This is a genomic window from Endozoicomonas sp. 8E (genome assembly GCF_032883915.1).
GTDB lineage: Bacteria > Pseudomonadota > Gammaproteobacteria > Pseudomonadales > Endozoicomonadaceae > Endozoicomonas_A.
Genome location: NZ_CP120717.1, coordinates 3,640,470 through 3,663,805, shown reverse-complemented (window position 1 = coordinate 3,663,805; position 23,336 = coordinate 3,640,470). Strand labels below are relative to the sequence as shown.

19 protein-coding genes are annotated in these 23,336 nt (G+C 45.0%); 10 read left to right on the top strand and 9 right to left on the bottom strand.

Annotated elements, in window-relative coordinates; translation table 11 throughout:
• Positions 1–142 precede the first annotated feature (142 nt).
• The 5 genes from P6910_RS11980 to P6910_RS11960 form a co-directional block, all read right to left on the bottom strand.
• Entirely contained in the window at positions 143–1,996 is a 1,854-nt protein-coding gene (locus P6910_RS11980; protein ID WP_317146470.1) for a hypothetical protein, read from the bottom strand.
• Between the two features lie 515 nt (positions 1,997–2,511).
• Positions 2,512–4,407 carry an ATP-binding cassette domain-containing protein gene (locus P6910_RS11975; RefSeq protein WP_317146469.1) on the bottom strand — a complete coding sequence of 632 codons (1,896 nt, stop codon included), beginning with the start codon at positions 4,405–4,407 and terminating at the stop codon, positions 2,512–2,514.
• Between the two features lie 265 nt (positions 4,408–4,672).
• Positions 4,673–5,116, bottom strand: a complete 444-nt coding sequence (gene sixA / locus P6910_RS11970; protein ID WP_317146468.1) for a phosphohistidine phosphatase SixA — start codon at positions 5,114–5,116, stop codon at positions 4,673–4,675.
• Between the two features lie 92 nt (positions 5,117–5,208).
• The gene (locus tag P6910_RS11965; protein ID WP_317146467.1) at positions 5,209–5,514 is read right to left on the bottom strand and encodes a DUF4389 domain-containing protein; all 306 of its coding nucleotides are present in this window, start codon (positions 5,512–5,514) and stop codon (positions 5,209–5,211) included.
• 77 nt (positions 5,515–5,591) lie between these two features.
• Positions 5,592–6,623, bottom strand: a complete 1,032-nt coding sequence (locus tag P6910_RS11960; protein WP_317146466.1) for an NAD(P)H-dependent glycerol-3-phosphate dehydrogenase — start codon at positions 6,621–6,623, stop codon at positions 5,592–5,594.
• Between the two features lie 435 nt (positions 6,624–7,058).
• On the opposite strand from P6910_RS11960, the gene fabA reads away from it, so the two are divergent.
• Both fabA and fabB read left to right on the top strand, forming a co-directional pair.
• Positions 7,059–7,571 carry a 3-hydroxyacyl-[acyl-carrier-protein] dehydratase FabA gene (gene fabA / locus P6910_RS11955; RefSeq protein ID WP_317146541.1) on the top strand — a complete coding sequence of 171 codons (513 nt, stop codon included), beginning with the start codon at positions 7,059–7,061 and terminating at the stop codon, positions 7,569–7,571.
• 28 nt (positions 7,572–7,599) lie between these two features.
• Positions 7,600–8,817: a beta-ketoacyl-ACP synthase I gene (gene fabB, locus P6910_RS11950; protein ID WP_317146465.1), complete on the top strand. Its 1,218-nt coding sequence runs from the start codon at positions 7,600–7,602 to the stop codon at positions 8,815–8,817.
• Between the two features lie 114 nt (positions 8,818–8,931).
• Here fabB and P6910_RS11945 read toward each other — a convergent pair whose 3' ends face one another.
• On the bottom strand, positions 8,932–9,402 hold the full coding sequence (locus P6910_RS11945) for a Fic family protein (protein ID WP_317146540.1): 471 nt from the start codon (positions 9,400–9,402) through the stop codon (positions 8,932–8,934).
• A 42-nt stretch (positions 9,403–9,444) separates the two neighbouring features.
• Complete coding sequence (locus tag P6910_RS11940; protein ID WP_317146464.1) at positions 9,445–9,654, bottom strand: hypothetical protein; 210 nt, start codon at positions 9,652–9,654, stop codon at positions 9,445–9,447.
• A 283-nt stretch (positions 9,655–9,937) separates the two neighbouring features.
• Here P6910_RS11940 and P6910_RS11935 point away from each other — a divergent pair, with 283 nt between their 5' ends.
• The 4 genes from P6910_RS11935 (at position 9,938) to fghA (ending at position 14,946) form a co-directional block, all read left to right on the top strand.
• A complete protein-coding gene (locus P6910_RS11935) occupies positions 9,938–11,593 on the top strand; it encodes a hypothetical protein (protein WP_317146463.1) in 1,656 nt (551 codons plus the stop codon).
• A gap of 96 nt (positions 11,594–11,689) precedes the next feature.
• Positions 11,690–12,730 (top strand): hypothetical protein, encoded by a 1,041-nt coding sequence (locus P6910_RS11930; protein ID WP_317146462.1) that lies wholly within the window; start codon positions 11,690–11,692, stop codon positions 12,728–12,730.
• A gap of 179 nt (positions 12,731–12,909) precedes the next feature.
• Complete coding sequence (locus P6910_RS11925) at positions 12,910–14,019, top strand: S-(hydroxymethyl)glutathione dehydrogenase/class III alcohol dehydrogenase (protein ID WP_317146461.1); 1,110 nt, start codon at positions 12,910–12,912, stop codon at positions 14,017–14,019.
• Positions 14,020–14,097: 78 nt separating this feature from the next.
• Positions 14,098–14,946, top strand: coding sequence for an S-formylglutathione hydrolase (gene fghA, locus P6910_RS11920; RefSeq protein ID WP_317146460.1), 849 nt, complete (start codon positions 14,098–14,100; stop codon positions 14,944–14,946).
• Positions 14,947–15,099: 153 nt separating this feature from the next.
• On the opposite strand, the gene P6910_RS11915 is transcribed toward fghA, so the two are convergent.
• A complete protein-coding gene (locus P6910_RS11915) occupies positions 15,100–15,822 on the bottom strand; it encodes a hypothetical protein (protein ID WP_317146459.1) in 723 nt (240 codons plus the stop codon).
• 556 nt (positions 15,823–16,378) lie between these two features.
• On the opposite strand from P6910_RS11915, the gene P6910_RS11910 reads away from it, so the two are divergent.
• Both P6910_RS11910 and P6910_RS11905 read left to right on the top strand, forming a co-directional pair.
• Positions 16,379–17,419, top strand: a complete 1,041-nt coding sequence (locus tag P6910_RS11910; RefSeq protein WP_317146458.1) for a hypothetical protein — start codon at positions 16,379–16,381, stop codon at positions 17,417–17,419.
• A 440-nt stretch (positions 17,420–17,859) separates the two neighbouring features.
• Positions 17,860–18,774 carry a hypothetical protein gene (locus P6910_RS11905; RefSeq protein ID WP_317146457.1) on the top strand — a complete coding sequence of 305 codons (915 nt, stop codon included), beginning with the start codon at positions 17,860–17,862 and terminating at the stop codon, positions 18,772–18,774.
• 37 nt (positions 18,775–18,811) lie between these two features.
• Here P6910_RS11905 and P6910_RS11900 read toward each other — a convergent pair whose 3' ends face one another.
• Positions 18,812–20,311: a hypothetical protein gene (locus tag P6910_RS11900; protein WP_317146456.1), complete on the bottom strand. Its 1,500-nt coding sequence runs from the start codon at positions 20,309–20,311 to the stop codon at positions 18,812–18,814.
• A gap of 795 nt (positions 20,312–21,106) precedes the next feature.
• On the opposite strand from P6910_RS11900, the gene P6910_RS11895 reads away from it, so the two are divergent.
• Positions 21,107–21,538 carry a WD40 repeat domain-containing protein gene (locus P6910_RS11895; RefSeq protein WP_410493932.1) on the top strand — a complete coding sequence of 144 codons (432 nt, stop codon included), beginning with the start codon at positions 21,107–21,109 and terminating at the stop codon, positions 21,536–21,538.
• Between the two features lie 188 nt (positions 21,539–21,726).
• A complete protein-coding gene (locus P6910_RS11890; protein WP_317146454.1) occupies positions 21,727–23,319 on the top strand; it encodes an F-box/WD40 repeat-containing protein in 1,593 nt (530 codons plus the stop codon).
• Positions 23,320–23,336 lie beyond the last annotated feature (17 nt).

The window sequence follows — 23,336 nt, the reverse complement described above, 5'->3', positions numbered from 1 at the left end:
CTGCCTGATTCAATAATTTGCATGAACGTTCTAACACAGCGAATTTTTCCTGACGGTTACGCTCTCCACCGGATGATGCTTTAACGGGAAAACGCCAGCTGTTTACCAGGAACGGCAAATTCTTTTTGTAACTGCAAACATTTCACTTACTGAGTTGCAGCTTCGGTGTGTCAACATCGCTCCCGTCTGAATCAATCCAGTCTGAATCAGTCCAGTCAGGGTTATTGTCAAAATCACTACTGTCAAAATCACTACTGTCAGTATCACTTTTTTCAGATTCACTACTGTCAGTAGGATCAGGAACCATTTCACTACTACCAAAGTAATATTCAAGCCATCCGACGAGTTTTTTTAAGTACTTTATTCGTTTTTTCTGGTTTCTTTTTCTCTTCTCTTCTTCACCAGGCTCTGTTCCTTCATGTTCTTTAGCTGCCTTGTCATGCATGACTTCATCAACCTGCTCAGTATCATTGGAACCGATAGCTTTATCAGGAAGCAGTGCCAATAAATCATATGATTGTTCCAATAGAGCCCTAAATCCAATAGCAAGGGTTTCCACTAAGGTGTCGCAATCATTTTCATCAGTAAAATTTAAGTTCAATTGTTGCGCTAAATATATTTTTATGTATAAAAACAATTTCTTAAATGATTTAACATCTTGATTTTTTTGATCAAGCATCATGTCCATTGATACTTTTTTTAATTCTTCAAGTAAATCCCTTCTTTTATCTCTACCGGAATAAAAGGTCGTACTCTTACCTGATTCTCTAAAATAATCCTCTATATTTTCAATAGTTACATTCGGACATTCGCATTCTGGCGCGAAAGGGTTAAGTATCAGACATACGACATTAACTAAGTTCAGGAAATGATAATTCCAGGCTATTAATTCAGGTTTATCTTCACCATATTCTTCTATAAGTTCCAGCATTCGTTCGGATGATTTTAGCTGTCGCTTATGGCTCGACATTCCGTTCCTGTCGATGCCATCGTTGAGCAGTTTGGCTGTTTCTCTTAGTATTGCATCGACTGATATACTGACTTGCTCAGACTCTGATGGATCCAGCACTAGTTGCAAAAACTTGATGCGTTCTGTTTCTAAGATTTTCAGACCAGAGAATACCAAAGATGATATTGCAACATTTTCTTTCAAAAAAACTTTATCTTTTACCGGTTTATCTCTACCTAACAGTTGAGCTATGTGCAGATGGTGGAGGAATCCGGACATTCCAGCCATATCAGCGGCGTGAAGCAGAAATGAAGTAAAAAAAGCATGGGCATTGTGAGGGGAAGCAGTGCTTGTATTTATGGCCGCATAGTAAGCCAGCAACAAACAGGCAAGGCGCTGTTGATGTTCTGAATTGCTCGGATTAACAGGGGTCTCAGTCCCCTGAATATAAGATAAAGTTTCCAGGATTGCATTCTGATTTTGGTCAAAGTTAATTTGAAGACTCGTCTTCACTTGCTCAATCATGCCTGCAATGGTCAGGTTATCACCGGGAGGCATTTCCGGAACATTGTTCAATAGAGTGGTTATAGTGTCTTCTGAGAGGCCTAAATTCAATTTCCGGATAATTTCAGCGATTTGTGCACGGGACATTGGCCAGAGTGGAAGGTCCATTAATGGCTGCATCTGCGTTGCTCCAGCTCCCTGCGGTTCTTTCCGACCCTTACTCTTATTTATGCCATGCTTATTCCCGGCGTTCATGGCAAAGATAAAATTAGTATCATTAGGGGTGGCTAAAGGAACCCTCCCCGTAAGGGAATTATGGTTAATTAAAGCGGATAAGTAGTCAGACTCTTTTACCCCCTTTTCTTCAACAAATCTCTCATCGAATGGCGTAAAAAAAGGGTTTGCTGCCAGCATTGCCGGGCAGGAGCAAGCCATAACAATGTTACCAAGGGTACCTGCGACTAGCTGAGTAGCCTTGGTACGATGGGAAAATTTTGATGACCTTGCTGTTTTTGACAATTGAGTAATCGAGTGGCTTATCATTCTGCCTCCTGAAGCTTTCAAAAGCCTCTCGCAGGCTAGTCCAAGGATCGTAATAATGCTCAATTTTATGTGCTGCTCACCAATATCTGATCTAAACACTCATCGGCTGATTGTCGCCTATGGCGTCAGATAAGACTCAGACGACCTGTTCTCCTTAAAGAGCACTCTGCCTGATTCGATAATTTGCATGAACGTACAAACACAGCGTATTTTTCCCTGAACGATCAGCTCTGTGTGATACTCCCGTGACTTTGCATGCACGGGAAAGATTATTGTGATCAGCAAGCTCTAATAATGCTGGCTTGTATTGAGCGGCAGGAGAGTGGCTCTGATTCATTGGGGGTTACTTTTGATTTGGTTTTGTTTTTTGTTGGAACATTAAACATAAACCGGTAACCCTCTCCAATGAAAGAATACAACAACCGTTAATAAGAACAGAAGTTGTGAGTTAAATGCTGGCAGATATAGGACTGCACATTAACGACTGTTAACTCCACACTTAACACTGAACATTTTCAACTCATATTTTCTAGTTCTTCCCAACGCTCCATCTTCTGTTCAATATCCTGATTGACGGCTTCCAAACGTGCGAGAGTAGTTTGAACGACTTCTTGATCGCTCTGATAGAAGGCAGGATCGGCAATAGTTTCTTCTAGCTGAATCAACTCTTCTTCCAACTTTTCAAGTTCTCCCGGCAAAGCATCCAGTTCACGCTGAAGCTTGTAACTGAGCTTTTTCTTTTTCGGTTCTGACCGGGACTGAATGTCAGGTTCAGCCTTCTTTTCTGGCTTACTGGTTTGCGGTTCAGCAACCAGATCACTGACCTCGCCTCCCTGTCTGAGCCAATCTTCAAAACCACCCACATACTCTTTAATCCTGCCGTCAGGCTGGAATACGAGGGTACTGGAAACCACATTATCGAGAAATTCACGATCATGACTGACCAACAGCACCGTACCCTGGAAGTCCACCAGTAATGACTCAAGGAGCTCAAGCGTTTCGACGTCCAGATCGTTGGTTGGCTCATCCATGACCAGCAGGTTAGCGGGCTTACTGAACAACCTTGCCAGCAGCAAACGATTTCGCTCTCCGCCAGACAAAGCCTTTACAGGAACACGACAACGGTTAGCCGGGAACAGGAAATCTCCGAGATAGCTGATCACGTGTCGGCTGGCTCCATTAATCATGATGCTCTCACGGCCTTCAGCCACGTTATCTATAACCGTTTTTTCAAGATCCAGTTGATTTCTCAACTGGTCGAAGTAGGCTACTTCCAGCTTGGTACCTTCCTTGATAGAACCGGATTCAGGTTGAAGTTGCCCCAGCAAAATACTTAATAATGTTGATTTGCCAGCACCGTTGGCGCCAATCAATCCAATCTTGTCTCCCCGGATCACCCTGAGATCAAAATCTTTAATAATGTGCCGACCTTCCCAGGACTTTGAAACCCCTCTGGCTTCCATCACCAGCTTACCGGAACTACCGCCCTGCTCCAGAGAGAAGCTTGCCTTACCCTGAACTACCCGGCGCTCCATTCTTTCATTTCGAAGCGCTTTCAACGCTCTGACACGGCCTTCATTACGGGTTCTTCGTGCTTTGATACCCTGGCGAATCCAGGCTTCTTCCTGAGCCAGCTTTTTATCGAAAAGCGCATTCTGTTCCGCTTCCACTTCCAGTGCGTGAGCTTTTCTGTCCAGGTAAGTTTTATAATCACAGTCCCAACTGGTCAGGATACCCCGATCGAGTTCGACAATCCGGGTAGCGAGAGACTGCAGGAATGAACGATCGTGAGTGATAAACAGAAGTGCGCCCTGAAAATCAAGCAGCTGTTTCTCAAGCCAGTCAATGGCAACAATATCAAGATGGTTAGTGGGTTCGTCCAGCAACAACAGATCAGGTTCACACACCAGTGCCCTTGCCAACTCTACCCTTCTGCGCCAGCCACCGGAAAGCTCCTTCATTTTCTTCTCTTCCGGCAAACCCAGTTTCTGCATCACTGTGTCTACTTTTTGCTGAAGACTCCAGCCATCAGCGGCTTCCAGCTTTTGCTGAACTTTTTCCAGAGCTTTTATATCTTCATCCGACTGAATATTCTGGGACAATTGGTGAAACTGACTGATCCAATCGCCCACTTCTTCCAGGCCGGAAGCCACGACATCGTAAACTTTTTTCTCATCCTGCTCAGGAAGATCCTGGTTCAGAACGCCAATACGCATACCTGGCTTTCGCCAGATGCTACCATCATCTGCATCGATTTTGCCGGATACCAGCTTCATCATGGTGGACTTGCCAGCACCATTACGCCCCAGCAAACAGACCCGTTCACCTTTACGTATCTGAAACTCAGCGCCATCCATCAAGGGATGATCGCCATAGGCAAGGTTGATATTGTCAAATCTTAGTAATGGCATTCTCGAGTTAACCTGTCCTGTTCAACGTCCTGCAACTGCGATAACGCAGGATTAAAAATGCCGCCAAGCATACCTGCTAAAGTGTTACGAGCCAAAAAATCCAGGCAAAAATCCACAGCTCACGATAAGGCTATGTTTATCTTGCGGTCCGCTGTTCTTTGCCATCTTTTAAAACAAAGCGGTTTAACCAAAGCGGCCTGAAGGAAGAGTAGCCAAAGTGGCGAAGAACGGAATGTTTTCAGGGCACAACTTTCAGGGCGCAACTTCAGGGCACGATCATCTCAACCAATGTCGCCAACCCCGGGCCGGGCAGCTCCATTTCAAGTACAGCTGCATTGCCAGTCATAAAGCCGGGTCCCTGATGAATCGATCCTTCGCAGAGCAGTCCGGTTAAAGTGCCTACCAGAGGCATATGACTGGCAAGAGCGATATTGCCTCGAGCAGGCAGTTCTGAGATCACAGCCATCGGATCGTCATCTGGAGTAATGCAATCCAGTGTTTCCAGAGAGCATCCCAGCGTTTCTGCCAGAATCCTGCCGGACTGCTGAGCCCTGAGATAAGGGCTGGCCAGTACCCTGTTGATGCCAAGATGGGTCAGCTTCGAGGCTGTGCTGAGCACTTCTTGCTGACCCATATCGGTTAAAGGTCTTTCCTGATCATTTGGCACCGACCAGCTGGCCTGTCCATGACGCATTATGATCAGTTTCATTTCAATACCTTCCTGCCTGAATGAACTGTTATACGACGGTATAAACAGCTTTGGATGAAACGATAGATAAACCTGAACTACTCAACACAACTTCAGACATCTTCCTCATCATTGACAGGCTTTTTCTCTCCGGGCCAGTCGCTGAATGGGTAAGGCTTGGTGTCGGCGTTATAAGTAACAAACTGGATAATCTGATAGAAATACTGGTTCAGGCCGGCTGTGAAATCCAGCAACCGTGCGTTCGGTTCGGATTTAATAAATCCGTGAACCACCTGAATAATGGCAATCAATAGAATCAGCAATCCGACAATATGGGCCAGCATGTAAAACAACACCATGAACAACAGTCTGAGCCATCGGGACTCTGATTTCAGATTGTCTAACACTTTCTCATCCATAAAAAAACCCTCGCCGTATTTGTTAATGGATATGCGTCGTTAAATGACAACATAAGGAAGGAAAGCCCTCCAGCCCTTCATCTGACCATAAATTCGACATCGGTTTTCTGCTCACGAAGCATCATACCGCGTACCAGCTGATTGACATCAAACTCTTTGAAGATAACCATGTGCAATGCTTCAACGATCGGCATATAGACTTCCAGCTCAACCGCTTTTTGCCTGACCTGCTGTAAGGTATTCACTCCCTCGGCGACCTGACCCAGTTCAGCTTCAGCTTCTTTCAGGGTTTTCCCCTGACCCAGAGCATAACCAACCCTGAAGTTACGGCTGAGACTGGAAGTACAGGTGGCGACCAGATCCCCTACCCCGGACAGTCCCAGAAAAGTCATGGGGTCTGCACCAAGCTTGACAGCAAAACGACTCATTTCTGCCAGACTGCGGGTTATAAGCATACTCTTGGTATTTTCACCCATACCCATGGCCGCCCCGATACCCGAGACGATGGCATAGATATTTTTCAGGGCGCCGGCCAGTTCAACGCCATAGACATCCCGATTGGAATAGACCCTGAAATAATCCGAATGCAGCACCTTCTGTACAATCTCACACAACTCAATATCTTCACTTGCAATCACGGTTGCCGTCACTGCCTTGGCGACAATTTCCCTGGCCAGGTTGGGGCCACTGAGAACACCCACTCTGACTGAGTCAAGTTCCTCATTCAGAATTTCACTCATCAGGTCAAAGGTAACCGGTTCGATCCCCTTGGTGGTACTGATCACCATTTTGCCTTCCAGTGCATCGCCTGCCATCTGAACCACTGAACGGAAGGATTTGCTGGGAATGGCAATCAGAACCAGATCTGCAGATGAGACCACGGCCTCGATATCAGTAGAAGCCTGAACCGAAGGATGAATGGTAAAATCTGGCAGATAACGATGATTAATATGATCCTGGTTAATCCCCTTTACCTGCTCTTCACTGCGCATCCAGAGTTTAACCTGATGGCCGTTGTGAGCTGATATATCAGACAGTGCCGTACCAAAGCTGCCTCCACCCAGGATGGCTATGGTATACTGCTTGCTATCGTTATTCGGCGTCATCATTATAACTTCGGCTTTATTTCTCTTGATCCGGTGCAAATCAGCCTATTGGGCAGGCCATGAGTCAAGAACCATCTTTTTGACCCTCAAGTCTAGGAGAAATGATTCAAATAAATAATACAATACCTGAAACGTTTATTGCATGGGCTAAGTACATAAGTTAGTGCATAAGTCGGTATTGCGTTTTTCAAGGCATAAAAAAACCTGACCATTAAGGTCAGGTCTTGATTAAATGTCACGAGAGCTGCCACATCTGTTGTTTTTTTGTTAATTTCAACAGAATTCGATGATGAGAGTCTTAGACCGGTGGTATAGTGCACACCGGAACGATAGTAATGAATTCCCGTGATCAGTGATCAGCCTGAAGGGGAGTCGACGTACCCATGTCACCCCTGTCTTGGGAGGCTGACCATGGCATTTTCCAGGAATAATGAACGAATGAAGCAACAATCCTTCGATAAAGACGACCTGCTCCGCTGTTCACAGGGTGAGCTTTTCGGGCCAGGCAATGCCCAACTGCCAGCACCCAACATGCTGATGCTGGACCGTATCGTTCGGATCTCTGAGGAAGGCGGTAAATACGGCAAGGGCGAGATCGTTGCCGAGCTGGATATCACCCCAGACCTTTGGTTCTTCGACTGTCACTTTCCGGGCGATCCGGTGATGCCAGGCTGCCTGGGTCTGGACGCTATGTGGCAGCTGGTCGGTTTTTATCTGGGCTGGATGGGTAATCCCGGTCGTGGCAGGGCGCTGGGCAGCGGTGAGGTCAAATTCACCGGCCAGATTCTACCAACGAATAAGAAAGTGACCTACCAGATTAATATCAAGCGTATCATCAGCCGCAAACTGGCGCTGGGTATTGCTGATGGTACTGTCAGCGTCGATGGACGTGAGATTTATACTGCCGATGGGCTCCGGGTAGGCCTTTTCCAGAGCACCGACGCATTCTGATTCATTCGGATAATTCAGGTTTAGATTAATGAAACGTGTTGTAGTTACAGGGATCGGCATTACCTCCTGTCTGGGAAGCTCCCAGAGTGACGTGGCCGACAGTCTTAAACAGGGAAAATCCGGTATCCGCTTTAACGAAAGCTACGCTGAAAAAGGCTTTCGCAGTCAGGTTTCCGGCACCGTCGACATTGACCTTAGCGAACATATTGACCGTAAAACCCAGCGTTTTATGGGTATGGCGGCTTCTTACGCCTACATCGCCATGAAGCAGGCTATTGAAGATTCCGGCCTGTCAGAAGAACAGGTTTCCAACCCAAGAACCGGCCTGATTGCTGCCTCCGGTGGTGCCTCATCTGAAAACATTGTCGAGGCCGCTGATATCATGCGTGAAAAAGGTGTCAAGCGTGTGGGCCCTTACCGTGTAACCCGCACGATGGGCAGCACAGTATCTGCCTGCCTGGCGACCCCATTCAAGATCAAAGGCGTCAATTACTCCATTACTTCTGCCTGCGCTACCAGTGCTCACTGTATCGGTAACGCCGTTGAACAGATCCAGCTGGGCAAACAGGATGTTGTCTTTGCGGGCGGTGGTGAAGAAGAGCACTGGTCACAGACCGGCCTGTTCGACGCTATGGGCGCACTGAGCAGTAAGTACAACGACAGCCCGGAAAAAGCTTCCCGTGCTTACGATGCTGACCGTGACGGCTTTGTCATTGCCGGTGGTGGTGGCATGGTGGTTCTGGAAGAACTGGAGCACGCCAAAGCCCGTGGTGCCAGAATTTACGCAGAAGTCGTGGGTTACGGCGCTACTTCTGATGGTTATGACATGGTTGCTCCTTCCGGTGAAGGGGCTTCCCGTTGCATGCGTCTGGCTCTGGAAACGGTTGCTGGTCCTGTCGATTACATCAATACCCACGGTACATCGACTCCCGTTGGTGATGTAGCAGAACTGAAAGCACTGAAAGAGGTCTTTGGTGACAAAATGCCTACCATCAGCTCCACCAAGTCCCTCTCTGGTCACTCTCTGGGAGCGGCTGGTGTGCAGGAGGCTATCTACTGTCTGCTGATGATGAAACACAACTTCATTGCAGCTTCAGCCAACGTAGAGACCCTGGACGCGGAAGCCAGGGATCTGCCCATTCTGGTCGGCAAAGCTCGCGAGCAGAAACTGAACCGCATCATGTCTAACAGCTTCGGTTTTGGTGGCACCAACGCTTGTCTGGTATTCCAGAACTACAAAGACTGATTGCCAGGGATTCAAATTTCCGGGTGTTTCAGAAGAATGATGGAGCCTGGCCTTGTGATTAAACCCCACAAGGCTTCTGTTTTGGCTAAGGAAGCCCAACTGAAATACTCCAATTCAACTAACAATGCTGAGATAGCGTTTAAAAGCGTCCTCTTCTGCCTCAACGACCATTAATATGTAGTCTTGATAGCACTGGCTGGTATGAGCTTTATCCAAAGCTTCATAATAAGCAAGACGGTTCTCCGCTCTGATAATGACGGGTAAATAGCCACTGCTCATTAAGTCAAAGTTCATCAGCACGCGGGCTGTACGGCCATTGCCATCGACAAAAGGATGAATTCCTGCAAAATCAACATGCAGTCTCGCTGCCCTCTCAACAGGGTGGTAATCCTGATTTTCATAGCCATCCACCAGTTCCGTCATTAACGACTGCAAGTGCAGGTGTTCAGGAGGTATGTGTTGAGCACCTGCAATCATTACATTTTCCTGTCGATAGCAACCCGCATTAGTGTTATCAATATTTTTTAATAGCAACTGATGAATAGACTTAATCAGTCGTTCACTGAATGGCTCATCTCTTGCGATTACAGACTCTACCCACTCAATGGCCTCCCGGTGATTAATGGCTTAAAAATGCTCCCTGATTGACTTGCCGCCAACAGTAATACCCTCAAGAACCACCTTGGTTTCCTTGAGAGTCAAGGTATTACCCTCTATCGCATTGGAATGATAAGTCCACTCAAGCATCATTGCTTCATGGAGCGACTGGACACTGTTTTTTGGCAGGGGCCTGAGGGCATCCAATTGGGCTTTGAGAGCATCTATGGTTTCAAACATACCGTGAGTAATCCATTGCAATCATACTTGTGCCCATTGTATGGCAAACAGGTTGCTTATGCTCTGGGTCATCAGTAACGGCGCAACTGTCATCCTTTCTATGCCACTCTTTGTTATTCTGGCTTACTTTATGGTTAGTATTAATTAACAAAATAATGAATTACTGTTCGTTTTATCTGTCAATACAACCAAGCCTGAAATGCATTAGGACGAAAAAGCCGCCTTCCAGGAATGCGAAGCCAGCTGATCGGGAACTTATAAAAATATTACGGAGTCTATGACAATGAACCCAGTGACAGAAACAAACTTACAACTTGGCCCTGCTTTAGCGCAATCAGACATTTCGGGCACTAAAGAGTCAGTACCAAAAGAATTAGCAACTAATCACTTAAAAGCTGATCAAAGCCACCCATCGCAGGTTGAAGGGAAATCCTTATCAGAAAGAAAGGTTGACTCCGCCAATAAAGTTTTGTTCCTTGATGAAGAGCAGCACACGGAAATATTCTATGCTAACCAAAAATGCGATGGAACAATCTTTTTTGAACAAATTGACAATCCAGAAATCTACGCTGAAGAAACTCTTGTGTTTTGGGAGCTTAAACTTTTACCTTTTACTTTGAATGGAGTTAAGCATTATAAAGTGCCAGCTAATACCCCTATTCTAAAGGAAGAATGTTTGGTTTCTTTGCCTTTAACTGAGGAAGCAAATATTGATTCATGTTATTTGAATCAAATAAAAAGCAGGCTGTCCTGTCTCTTTACAAAGGGCTTTGAGAATGTTTGCAAAACGGTTTTGCCTCTTGAGAATAAAGAAATTGATTCTCAGGGTCTCTGTCATCAGCTTGTAAATTATTTGGCATTTGGTATGGATAAACAAAAGGATATAAAATTCAATGGGTGGTATGAAAAACTTCCTTTTGCTTCTATTCATACATATGATAAAACAAAACTATGCATCGGAGATATTCTGCAATTATTTTCAAATGAAGAATTGATCCATAGTCTGTTTTATATCGGAGGTGGTAGATGTATAAGTAAGCATGGTCCGATTGATATATTTTTCCAATCTTTACCTGGTGCTCTGAAGAGATACCCTTCAGAATCGATAAGGATCGTTAGATTAGCACCTGAATATTATTCAAAACAAATACCGTTTAGAGTAGCTGATCAAAGCCACCCATCGCAGGTTGAAGGGAAATCCTTATCAGAAACAAAGGTTGACTCCGCCAATAAACTTTTGTTCCTTGATGAAGAGCACCACACGGAAATATTCTATGCTAACCAAAAATGCGATGGAACAACCTTTTTTCAACAAATTGACAATCCAGAAATCTACGCTGAAGAAACTCTTGTGTTTTGGGAGCTTAAACTTTTACCTTTTACTTTGAATGGAATTAAGCATTATAAAGTGCCAGCCCATACCCCTATTTTAAAGGAAGAATGTTTGGTTTCTTTGCCTTTAACTGAGGAAGCAAATATTGATTCATGTTATTTGAATCAAATAAAAAGCAGGCTGTCCTGTCTCTTTACAAAGGGCTTTGAGAATGTTTGCAAAACGGTTTTGCCTCTTGAAAATAAAGAAATTGATTCTCAGGGTGTCTGTCATCAGCTTGTAAATTATTTGGCATTTGGTATGGATAAACAAAAGGATATGAAATTCAATGGGTGGTATGAAAAACTTCCTTTTGCTTCTATTCATACATATGATAAAACAAAACTATGCATCGGAGATATTCTGCAATTATTTTCAAATGAAGAATTGATCCATAGTCTGTTTTATATCGGAGGTGGTAGATGTATAAGTAAGCATGGTCCGATTGATATATTTTTCCAATCTTTACCTGGTGCTCTAGAGAGATACCCTTCAGAATCAATAAGGATCGTTAGATTAGCGCCTGAATATTATTCAAAACAAATACCGTTTAGAGTAAATTACTGATCCTTTTGTTTGCCTCTCTATGCCGATTTAGCTGTGACAGGTGGAAAGGATTTAGCCCCTGATCGAGGACAAATACTTACTTGAAGTGATGAAAGCATGAACGGAATAAATAACAAATCCAGTATTGACAGCACCACCCCATCAACATCTAATCAACCGCCATCAGAAACACTAACTGTTGTCAGTATGGGTAGAGACATCAGTGTACATAACGAGAGTGAACCTTTGTCACTCAATATTTCTCCCTCAGAAGGTGCAACCCAATCAATTGCGCCAGAGAAAGAATCACAGCTTGTTAAAGAAACTTTAGATGAAACTATCTCTGTCTTTTCAAGATGCGTCTCACTTCATAATGAGGTTAAGGAAGACAGTAGATTTTTGTCTCATGCTGCTTCTGAAACATTAACTGCAGATACACAATGTATGCCTGAAAAGCCTCCCGTAGAAGCAAAAGCTGCCACCTTATCTCCATTAGAGTTGAGTATCAATGAACTAAAGAATGAAAATGTATGCCACACAACGGTATCAGTTCTTGAAAAACATCTCTCAAAAGAAAGGTATTCAGTAACTCATACCTTCATGTTTGACGAACAACAATTATACAAGGAATACATCAATGGCAATCCAGAAAACAATTATGCTTTTTCACACAAAATCAGCCACATAGACAATGATGTAAAAGTATATTCTCATGAATTTGTTATTCTGAGGAAAGACAACAGATTTCATATATTACAGTCGATGGTAGATGCGTTTAGTCTTGACCAATGGCTGAATGGTGACTCTTCTACAATAGCCAAAAATAAAAAAAGCTTAAAAAAAACCAATGATTTGATTTTGTTTTATCAGGAGAATAATTTGCCATCACTTTTTTCTAAAGAAAGGGAAGATGAAATAAAAGAAATGACAAAAGAATTAAAAAAAATAGAACCATCATTTAATAAAACAATCAAAACAAGAAAAAACAAATCCTGTTCTAAAGCTATTTTCAACCAGAAGATTTTGCCTACATTGTTTTCAACCTTAAGCAATTCCGATGATCGTCCTTACTTTAGAATATTCTCAGCTTCAAGAAAATACTTAGGCATTGATCCAAAATATGAGATGTTTTTCGAAGTATACGATTTCCAAATATAAGTTCGAAGCAATTCTGACTGAATACACCAAACCAGTAAGACTGGACCCATCACTCTACAAGAAAAAAAGGAAAAACCTTCATTTCAGGACTCATTCTCATTACAATTTTGCTGAGCTCGGCAGCAGTTTGAGAAAAGCCAGGTAGTTTCAGTTATTGTCCAACTTAAAAAGGTATAACCATGAAAACACGTGCAGCTGTCGCCTGGGGGCCAGGCAAGCCTCTCACTATTGAGGAAGTTGACCTTCAAGAACCTCAGGCTGGTGAGGTCCTGGTAAAATTAACAGCATCCGGCGTATGTCATACCGATGCCTTTACCCTGAGTGGTGAGGACCCCGAGGGTATCTTTCCCTGTATATTGGGTCACGAGGGTGCGGGTGTTGTAGAAGCTGTAGGAGAAGGAGTTACTTCCGTCGCGGTGGGTGATCACGTTATCCCGCTATACACTCCGGAATGTGGCAAATGTAAATTTTGTACCTCCGGTAAAACCAATCTCTGTCAGGCCATTCGTGAAACACAGGGCAAAGGCCTGATGCCCGATGGAACCTCGCGTTTTTCAAAAGATGGGCAGCCCATTTATCACTTTATGGGGACATCAACCTTTGCAGAGCATACGGTATTACCCGAAATTGCCGTGGCAAAAATCAACCAGGCCGCACCATTGAATAAAGTCTGTTTGTTAGCTTGTGGTGTATCTACCGGTATTGGTGCTGTGCTGAATACAGCGAAGGTGGAAGAGGGAGCTACGGTGGCTATATTTGGTCTGGGCGGTGTTGGCCTGTCGGCAGTTCAAGGCGCTGTGATGGCCAAAGCCGCACGTATTTTAGTGGTGGATATTAATCCCGATAAATTTCAAATGGCCAAAGACCTTGGCGCAACCGATTGCATCAACCCAAAAGATTACGATAAACCCATTCAAGAAGTGATTGTGGAACTCACCGACGGCGGAGTGGATTACTCATTCGAGTGTATCGGTCGAACTGAAACCATGAGAAGTGCCCTGGAGTGCTGTCATAAAGGTTGGGGTGAGTCGACGATTATTGGTGTCGCTGGCGCTGGTCAGGAAATCAGTACCCGTCCCTTTCAATTAGTCACAGGCCGTGTCTGGCGCGGCAGCGCCTTTGGCGGGGTTAAAGGGCGGACGCAACTGCCAGAGTATGTTGAAAAATATATGGCGGGTGAAATTAAAGTCGACGAAATGGTCACCCATACAATGCCGTTAGAAGACATTAATAAAGCCTTTGAGCTGATGCATGAAGGTAAATCGATTCGCACCGTCATCGAATATTGACAAATGAGTGAATGGGGCGTCATGAATTCTACTCACTCGCCAGATACTTTTTAAGTGAATCAACAGACAAAACCAGCTATGAAAGAATTATCTCGTGTTAAATGCTTTGGTGGCGTTCAACTGCAGTATGAGCATGAAGCTGACACTACCCGCTGCACTATGCAGTTCTCGATTTATTTACCCAGTAAAACCGAGTCCGAAAAGTTGCCGGTTCTGTATTGGCTGTCAGGTCTTACCTCTACGGATCAAAACTTTGTGACAAAAGCGGGAGCCCAACAGTTTGCGCAAGAGCATGGTGTTGCTATTGTTTGTCCAGATACCAGCCCTCGTGGAGAGGATGTGGCAGACGATCCTGAAGGCGCCTGGGATTTGGGTTCAGGGGCCGGTTTCTATGTCAATGCAACAGAGCAGCCATGGGCTGAGCACTATCAGATGTACGATTATGTGGTGCACGAACTTCCAGCTCTGATCGAGGCCAACTTTCCCGTTACCGGTAAAAAATCAATCTCAGGGCATTCTATGGGTGGCCACGGTGCCTTAGTGATTGGTCTGAACAATGCCAATCATTATGAGTCAATTTCAGCTTTTGCGCCGATCGTAAACCCCAGTCAGTGCCCATGGGGGCAAAAGGCGTTTACTCATTATTTAGGGCACAACCAGGACTCATGGCTTGCCTACGATGCCACTGTGTTAATTGAGAATCAGGCATACGATCGTGTCTTGCCTGTTATGATTAACCAGGGTCTGTCGGATAATTTCTTGCAGCAGCAATTACTGACAAATCATTTCAAGTCGGCGTGTGATAAGGTGAATTACCCCATCAGGCTATCTATGGATGAAGGCTATGACCATAGTTATTTCTATATAGCCAGTTTTATCAGCGATCATATCGCTTTTCATGCCGAGGCCTTAAACTCTTCACTTTAAAAAGACATTTAAAAACTCAGTCTTATCAGCCACTTTAGCTCCGATGGCAGCCAGGTGGTAACTGCCATTGGTGACGACTTAGTGAAAATCACTAAGCGAGTTAAATCGCTGTCATCAATGGGCATCCGAGAAGATCATTCCGGGTTGCGGTGTTTACAAGGTGTCTGTCTCTCTGATAACCCTCAGACGTCCTTTTTTCCGAGCTTCAGTAGTATCTAATATTGACTCAAGATCCTGGAAGTAAATATCAAGTTCAGAAATCTTGCTAATATATTTTCCATCACCGATATATACCACGCTATGGTAAACCAAAGGTTTATGTTCAACGCAGGCAGGCTGCTCTGTTATTTGCACAATATCTCCAAACCTTAAATCCTGTTCTCCAGTAAACTCAATGACTTTTATGTTTGGAAGTGATTCGAAAAAAGCATCATGATCATATCTCGGGGACTCAAAATTTGATAACCCAAGGCTCAAGTAGTAAGCAAAGTCGTGACATACGCCTTTTATTGGTTCTTTTGTATCTTTATCTAAAACTATGCAAACATTTTTAAAACCTTTTGTTATGACATCAGAAAGTCTCCTTTTAATCAGGTTGTTTTTTTCTGCTTGTCGTTCAGTAAAATTTTCTAATAAAACCTCATCACTTCTTGAAACAGAATTACAACCTGTGAACCTGTTTATACGATGATAAATCTCTCCATTGAGAATAAATGGAAAGAATTTAAGCTCACCAGTACCCAACATCATAGTTGCCTTGTATTGGCAGAACTCCAGTTTCCACTGTGCTGGCTGATCAGATTCTGTGGTGCATGGAACAACCGTCGCCGGTTTTAATAAGGCTTTTGATGTCTGGTCATCTTGTAATGGTTGCATGGTTTCTCTTAGATAGCTGATTGAAAGCCTCAACAAATCCATATAAAAAAAGTTTCACTGACATCCGAGTCAATGAAGATGACAATGAGCGACAGGGAAGAACGGCTGTGGAGCTCAATATCCTGAAAATAACAAGAAAGGTGCTATGAATCAGTATTCATTTTCAAAGCAAACAAACTTATAGCACATAAAAAACAAAGGTCAATTGCAATAGCTCGAATTATTTTATCTATTTTGTATTCATATAACACCAATACATCAGGCTTTTGTGCAAGGCAGAGTCTGTTCTCTTCTGTTAATAAGGTGGGTTTCAGAACGGCCAACTTCAGCGCCGATGGCCACCAGTTGGGATAACACGGTAAAAATCACTGAACTACGAGAGAATAATTGATTGTTATCACTCAGCGACGCCATTCTTTGTGCTCTGAAAGAAACTTTGTTAGTTGTACTTTACAACATGTTATGAACTTTCATTCCTTAAGCAACTCTAAATTACTGCGCCCGTTTTTAATCGACTTGCTAATCCAGGACAAATGCTAACTTGCAGGGAAAAACCATGGACGGAATAGATAACAGCTCCAGAATTGTTGGCTCCCCCCTGACAACACCTCATCAATCTCAATCAGAGACACCACTGGGTGTCAGTATGGGTAGAGACGTCACTGTCTATAACAAGAGTCAACCTTCATTGCTCAACTTTAACCCGTTAGCAGGCACAGCACAATTAACTGTCCCAGAGGAAGAATCACAGCTTGTTAAGGACACTTTAGAAGAAGTTTCCTGTGCATTTTCAAGAATTGTTTCAGTTCAAGATGAGATTAAGGCAGGTAGTAGATTTTTATCCAATGCTACTGATGAGACATTGGGTGCAGATAAACAATGCATGTGTGAAAAGTTTCCCATAAAACCAGGCAGCGCTTCTTTATCTCCATTAGAGTTGAGCACTAATGAACTAAAGAATCAATATGTATGCCACATAACAGCAGAAGTCCTTGCGGAAAAACTCGCTAAAGGAAATTGTTCAATCCCTTATGTTTTTTCATCTGAGGAACAGCATTTATATAAGACTTACATTAATAGCGACCCAGAAAATGATTACATATTCATCCATAAAATCAGTTACATACATGAAAATATTAAAACGTATTGTCACGATTTCGTAATTCTCAGAGAAAACAACAATTTTCACATATTACAATCGATGGCAGGTATGTTTACTCTTAATCAATGGCTTACTGGTGACTCTTCAACAATAGAGGACTATACAAAAACCTTTAAAAAAGGCAATGATCTAATTTTATTAAACAGCAAAAGCCAATTGAAATTACTTTTTCCGAACAACACAATGGATCAAATAAAAAAAATATGGAAAGAACTAAAAAGCACCAAACACTCATTTAATAAAACAATTAAAACAAAAAAGAACAAACCCTGTTCTAAAGCTATTTTTAATCAGAAGATTGTACCCACACTGTTTGGAACTTTAAGAAACTCGGATGATCGTCCGTATTTTAGAATATTCTCTGCTTCAAGAAGACACTTAAATATAAAACCAGAATACGAGATTTTTTTAGAGCTACAGAATGCAAAAATATAAGACTCCGACCATTTAAAATCAGCACTGACTTTATCATAAAGTCACACTTCAACTTTCTTAAGTACTCAGCCATACGGAATCGAATATTTCTGGTTTATTGGGCAGGTGCTCTGCAAGGCGCAACGACGGGAACATAGCAAGCTATGTGACCAGAGTTGCAACGCAGCACGACTGCATGGATGCAGGAGCTAGAGCAACGCAGGAGCAGTTGCCGCAAGTGCCTGAACAATAAGTCAGAAAATATGATTTCGTATGGTTGAGTACTTACCATTGATTATTTTAAATTAACACTCTGTTATTTGTTAGTCGTACTAACAACATGTTATGAACTTTTATCCTGAAAGGAACTCTCAATAGATGGAGTAAATCAATATTGGATGACCTTCAAAACAATATCCATGAATGTCGGATAAATCCAACTTAATAAAAAGGAACTTGATATGAATAACTTAAATAGCACTCCCGGTGCTAACGGACTTCCAGACTCACACTTAACAAAACCTGTTCAGCCGCAGAGCGCATCAGCAGCTGTTGGTTTCGGAAAGGTTGTTACTGCAGTTGAACTGAGACAATTTTGTATGGAGCGGTATGACTGTTTGCAACAGCCAAGCCACCATCTTCAAGCCGAAGGAAGTATCGGTATCCTCCGTTCGGTGACCGTCAGTACCGATGGCAGCGCGAAAATCTATAATCGGCAGGTCGATGGATCATTAGCAGAGTCCACCGTTCCCACTAGAGGTGCTGTCAGCTCAGCTATCTTAAGCCTCAATGGTCTCCATCTGGTAACCATCAGTAACGATAATACGGCAAAAGTTTTTGACCTGGCAGATGGATCATGCACAGAAAAAACCTGTATTTGCCTTGGTGACAAGATCAGATCAGCCACCTTTAGCAATGATGACAAGCATCTGGTGACCATCAGTAACGATTACTCGGCAAAAATTTTTGACCTACAGGCAGATGGATCATGGATAGAAAAAGCCTGCATTTTCCATGGTGACAAGATCAGATCAGTCACCTTTAGCTCTGATGACAGGCATCTGCTGACCACCAGTGACGATCACACAGCAAAAATCTTTGGATTGACTGACGACGGATCATGGGCAGTAAAAGCCACCATTTGCCATAGTGGCAAAATCGGAATAGCCACCTTCAGCGCTGATGACAAACATGTGGTGACCGCCAGTGACGATCACACGGCCAAAGTCTATTGCGAGGCGGCCGACGGATCATGGTCAGAACAAATCACCATTCACCACGATGGGCCGGTCGAATCATTAATCTTCTACTACGATGGCCGAATCCTGGAGACCACCAGTGAGGATGGAACGAGGCAACTTACTGCTCTGACTTGAATTGATTGATGGCTCGGAAGCAGAAGTTCTTGACAGCTCAGAACTGAGTTCGATGCAATAAAACAGGGTGCTTCTGGTTATTTAGATATGGTTCCTTCCCACGCTGGAGAGGGTGTCGCAAAACACCAACAGCTCGTTCCCATGCTCTGAGGTCGTCATTCCCGCGAAGGCGGGAATCCAGCGCCAAGGGTCGATCTCTGCCTTCTCGGGGATGACAAGGCCAGGGGGGCACCGGGCAGTATGGTTCTGGTGGTGAGTCAGTGTGGATTCCCGCCTTCGCGGGAATGACGAGAATAAAGTCGGGAATGCCGAGAATAAAGTCGGGAATGAAGGGAGTAAAGTCGGGAATGACGGGAGTCAACTCGTTCCCACGCTGGAGAGGGTGTCGCAAAACTCCAACAGCTCGTTCCCATGCTCTGAGGTCGTCATTCCCGCGAAGGCGGGAATCCAGCGCCAAGGGTCGATCTCTGCCTTCTCGGGGATGACAAGGCCAGGGGGGCACCGGGCAGTATGGTTCTGGTGGTGAGTCAGTGTGGATTCCCGCCTTCGCGGGAATGACGAGAATAAAGTCGGGAATGCCGAGAATAAAGTCGGGAATGAAGGGCGTAAAGTCGGGAATGACGGGAGTCAACTCGTTCCCACGCTGGAGAGGGTGTCGCAAAACTCCAACAGCTCGTTCCCATGCTCTGAGGTCGTCATTCCCGCGAAGGCGGGAATCCAGGGCCAACAGTCGGTCTCTGTCTTCTCGGGGATGACAAGGCCAGGGGGGCACCGGGCAGTATGGTTCTGGTGGTGAGTCAGTGTGGATTCCCGCCTTCGCGGGAATGACGAGAATTAAGTCGGGAATGACGAGAATAAAGTCGGGAATGCCGAGAATAAAGTCGGGAATGAAGGGAGTAAAGTCGGGAATGACGGGAGTCAACTCGTTCCCACGCTGGAGAGGGTGTCGCAAAACACCAACAGCTCGTTCCCATGCTCTGAGGTCGTCATTCCCGCGAAGGCGGGAATCCAGGGCCAACAGTTGGTCTCTGTCTTCTCGGGGATGACAAGGCCAGGGGGGCACCGGGCAGAATGGTTCTGGTGGTGAGTCAGTGTGGATTCCCGCCTTCGCGGGAATGACGAGAATTAAGTCGGGAATGACGAGAATTAAGTCAGGAATGCCGAGAATAAAGTCGGGAATGAAGGGAGTAAAGTCGGGAATGACGGGAGTCAACTCGTTCCCACGCTGGAGAGGGTGTCGCAAAACTCCAACAGCTCGTTCCCATGCTCTGAGGTCGTCATTCCCGCGAAGGCGGGAATCCAGGGCCAACAGTTGGTCTCTGTCTTCTCGGGGATGACAAGGCCAGGGGGGCACCGGGCAGTATGGTTTTGGCGGAGAGTCAGTGTGGATTCCCGCCTTCGCGGGAATGACGGGAATGAAGCCGGGAATGACGGGAATAAAGCCGGGAATGACGGGAATAAAGCCGGGAATGACGGGAATGAAGCCGGGAATGACGGGAGTCAACTCGTTCCCACGCTGGAGAGAGTTTTGCGACACCCACTGGAGCGTGGGAACGAGTCATGAAAAAATTTTGTTGGTTTTACTTATCAACCTGTTCTGAACTTCCAGGCAAAAACCGAATCTAAATTCAAGTATCGACTGTAGCGCCCCTTGCTCATCAAGGATGAAATACTCACTTTCAAGGAACAAAATAGACAATATCTCCATCATTGAAGGCCTTCACCCGCCACCACCCAAACGAGCTCGATTGGAAACATCAGCGGTTACAAGGGCAGGAAGGAGCATCACAGTATCTGACAGGGAAGAAAAGGAAAAACCTTCGTTATCAGTTTCCCCGTCGTCATCTGCCATGATTTTTCACGATTTGGAGCCTAGAAGCCTGACCGAGAATAGACTGCCCTACTGCGGCGGCAGCAAATTGGTCTGAAAATCCGCTTTTGTTCGTCAAATAGCTCGCTATTCTCCTTACAAAACCGAATTTTCATCCTCAATTTTCTGCCGTCCTCGCTACGGGCGCTATTCTCGGTCAGGCTCCTAGGGATATCCGCAGTTCAGAACGGGTTTACACCCCCCCTTCCCGAGACTGTCTTCGATGATAAGGCTCTGGCAAAAGACTGGTATCATCGGTTCTCTTCAGCACAGCAGTATCAACTAAGCACAGCCATCAAAACAAAAGATGATAATCAACTCCGTGATTGGTTAGAGTCGTTCTCGAATGACCAGGCGCTGGTGGAGTCACTCATAAATCTCAATCGCGAGGATAGTTGTTTCCCTGCCCGGTTATATTTCACCAAAACCAGGCTGATGTCCGAATGCAGAATATTTAATTTGGTGAGAAAAAACACCATTCACGAAAATAATGTCGCCTCAGCCGCCCTCAGTGCCGAGGCCTGCCATCTGTTAACCGGCAGTCGCGACAATACAGCAAAAATCTACCGCCACATGGCTGATGGATCCTGGGAAACAATCACCACCATTCCCCATGAAAGCTGGGTCAACGCAACTGTTTTCAGCCTCGATGGGGAGCATGCGCTGACCGCCAGTCGCGATGGCACAGCGAAAATATATAGTTTGGGGTGCGATGGGTCATGGTCAGAAAAAGCCTGCCTTTCCCATGATGGCTGGGTTCAGTCAGCCAGCTTTAGCGACGATGGCAGTTATGTGGTGACCGCTGGCGGCCACATGGTGAAAATCACTGAGCTAAAGCGGAGTGATTTATTGCCTGCCTCACCCCTTTTTCAGCGTATCTGTACAATCTTGTGATTTTTCTTACTCAACAGGGGTGGTCAATGAGTGACGCCATTCTGCCCCTGTTGAAAGAAACAAACCTTGTTAGCTGCACTTAACATCCTGTCATGAACTTTCATTCTAAATCCGATTCTAACTAGCTGGATCAATATTGAACGTCGTTGCTTATCGAGGATACGTACCTGCTTGCAGAGAAAAAAAATATGAATGGAATAGACAACAACCCCAGAATTGAAGTTTCACACTCGCCTCCTGAGCGAGCTCATTTGCAAACACCAGAGGGTAATCATGCAGATAGAAGGGTCAAGGTACCTGACCAGAAAATAAAGGATAAACCTTCATTGCAGGCTTTAACCAGATTACCACTTTCCATGATTTTTTCCTATTTGGAGCTAAGAGATATCCGCAGCATAGAACTTACCTGTACCTTTCTTCACGAGGCTGTCAAAGAGGATAACGCTCTGGCAAAAGCCTGGTATCGTCGGTTTCCTTCAGCACAGCAGTATCAACTAAGGGCCGCCATCAAAACAAAAGATGCCACTCAACTCCGTGCTTGGTTAGAGTCGTTCACGAATAATCAGGCGTTGTTGAAGTCACTCACAGACCTCAACCCGGTGGGGGTTTGTGTGCCTGCTCAGTTATATTTCACCAAAGCCAGGCTGATGTACGAATATAAAATATTTAATCTGGTGAGAAAAGATACCATTCACGCAAATGAATCTGTCGACTCAGCCGTCCTCAGTGTCGATGGCCGCCATCTGTTAATCGCCAGTCTCGATTATACAGCAAAAATCTACCGCCGCATGGCGGATGGATCATGGGAAACAAACGCCATCATTCCCCATGGAAGAAGGGTTAGCTCAGCTATTTTCAGCCCCGATGGCGAGCAAGTGTTAACCGCCAGTTGGGATGGCACAGCGAAAATATACCGTTTGGAGTACGATGGATCATGGTCAGAAAAAGCCTGCATTTTCCATAATGACTCGGTTCTGGCAGCCAGCTTTAGCACCAATGGCCGCCATGTGATAACCAGCAGTTTCGACAGAACGGCGCAAATCCATAGCCGCAAGGACGATGGATCATGGCAATTGACAGCCACATTTTCCCATGATGATGCTGTTTACTCAGGTAACTTCAGCCCCGATGGCCAGCATGTGGTCACCACCGGTTGGGATAAGACAGTGAGAATCCATCGCCAAAAGACCGATGGATCATGGGAAGAAGCAGCCTTCATTTTTAACCATCAGGATCGTGTCAGGTCAGCCACCTTCAGCCCTGATGGCCGCCACCTGGTGACCGCCAGCGAAAGCGAAGATGGCACGGCGAAAATCATTAGACAGCAGCCCGATGGCTCATGGTTGGAAATAGCCTGCATTTCCCATAATCGCACGGTTCTATCAGCCACCTTCAGCCCCGATGACCACCATGTGGTCACCACCAGTTGGGATAAGACAGTGAAAATCCATCGCCAGAAAAACAATGGATCATGGGTAGAAAAAGCCATCTTTGAACATGAGGATCCTGTCAAGTCAGCGGCCTTCAGCCCTGATGGCCGCCATTTGGTGACCGCCAGTGATGATGGCACAGCGAAAATCATTGGTCTGCAGCACGATGGGTCATGGTTAGAAAAAGCCTGCATTTCCCATGGATACAGGGTTGAATCAGCCCGCTTTAGCGACGATGGCAGTCATGTGGTGACCGCTGGTGGCAACACGGTAATAATCACTGAACTACGGTGGAGTGATTTATTGCCTGCTGCCCCACCCCTTCTTCAGCGTATCTGTACAATCTTGTGATTTTTCTTACTCAACAC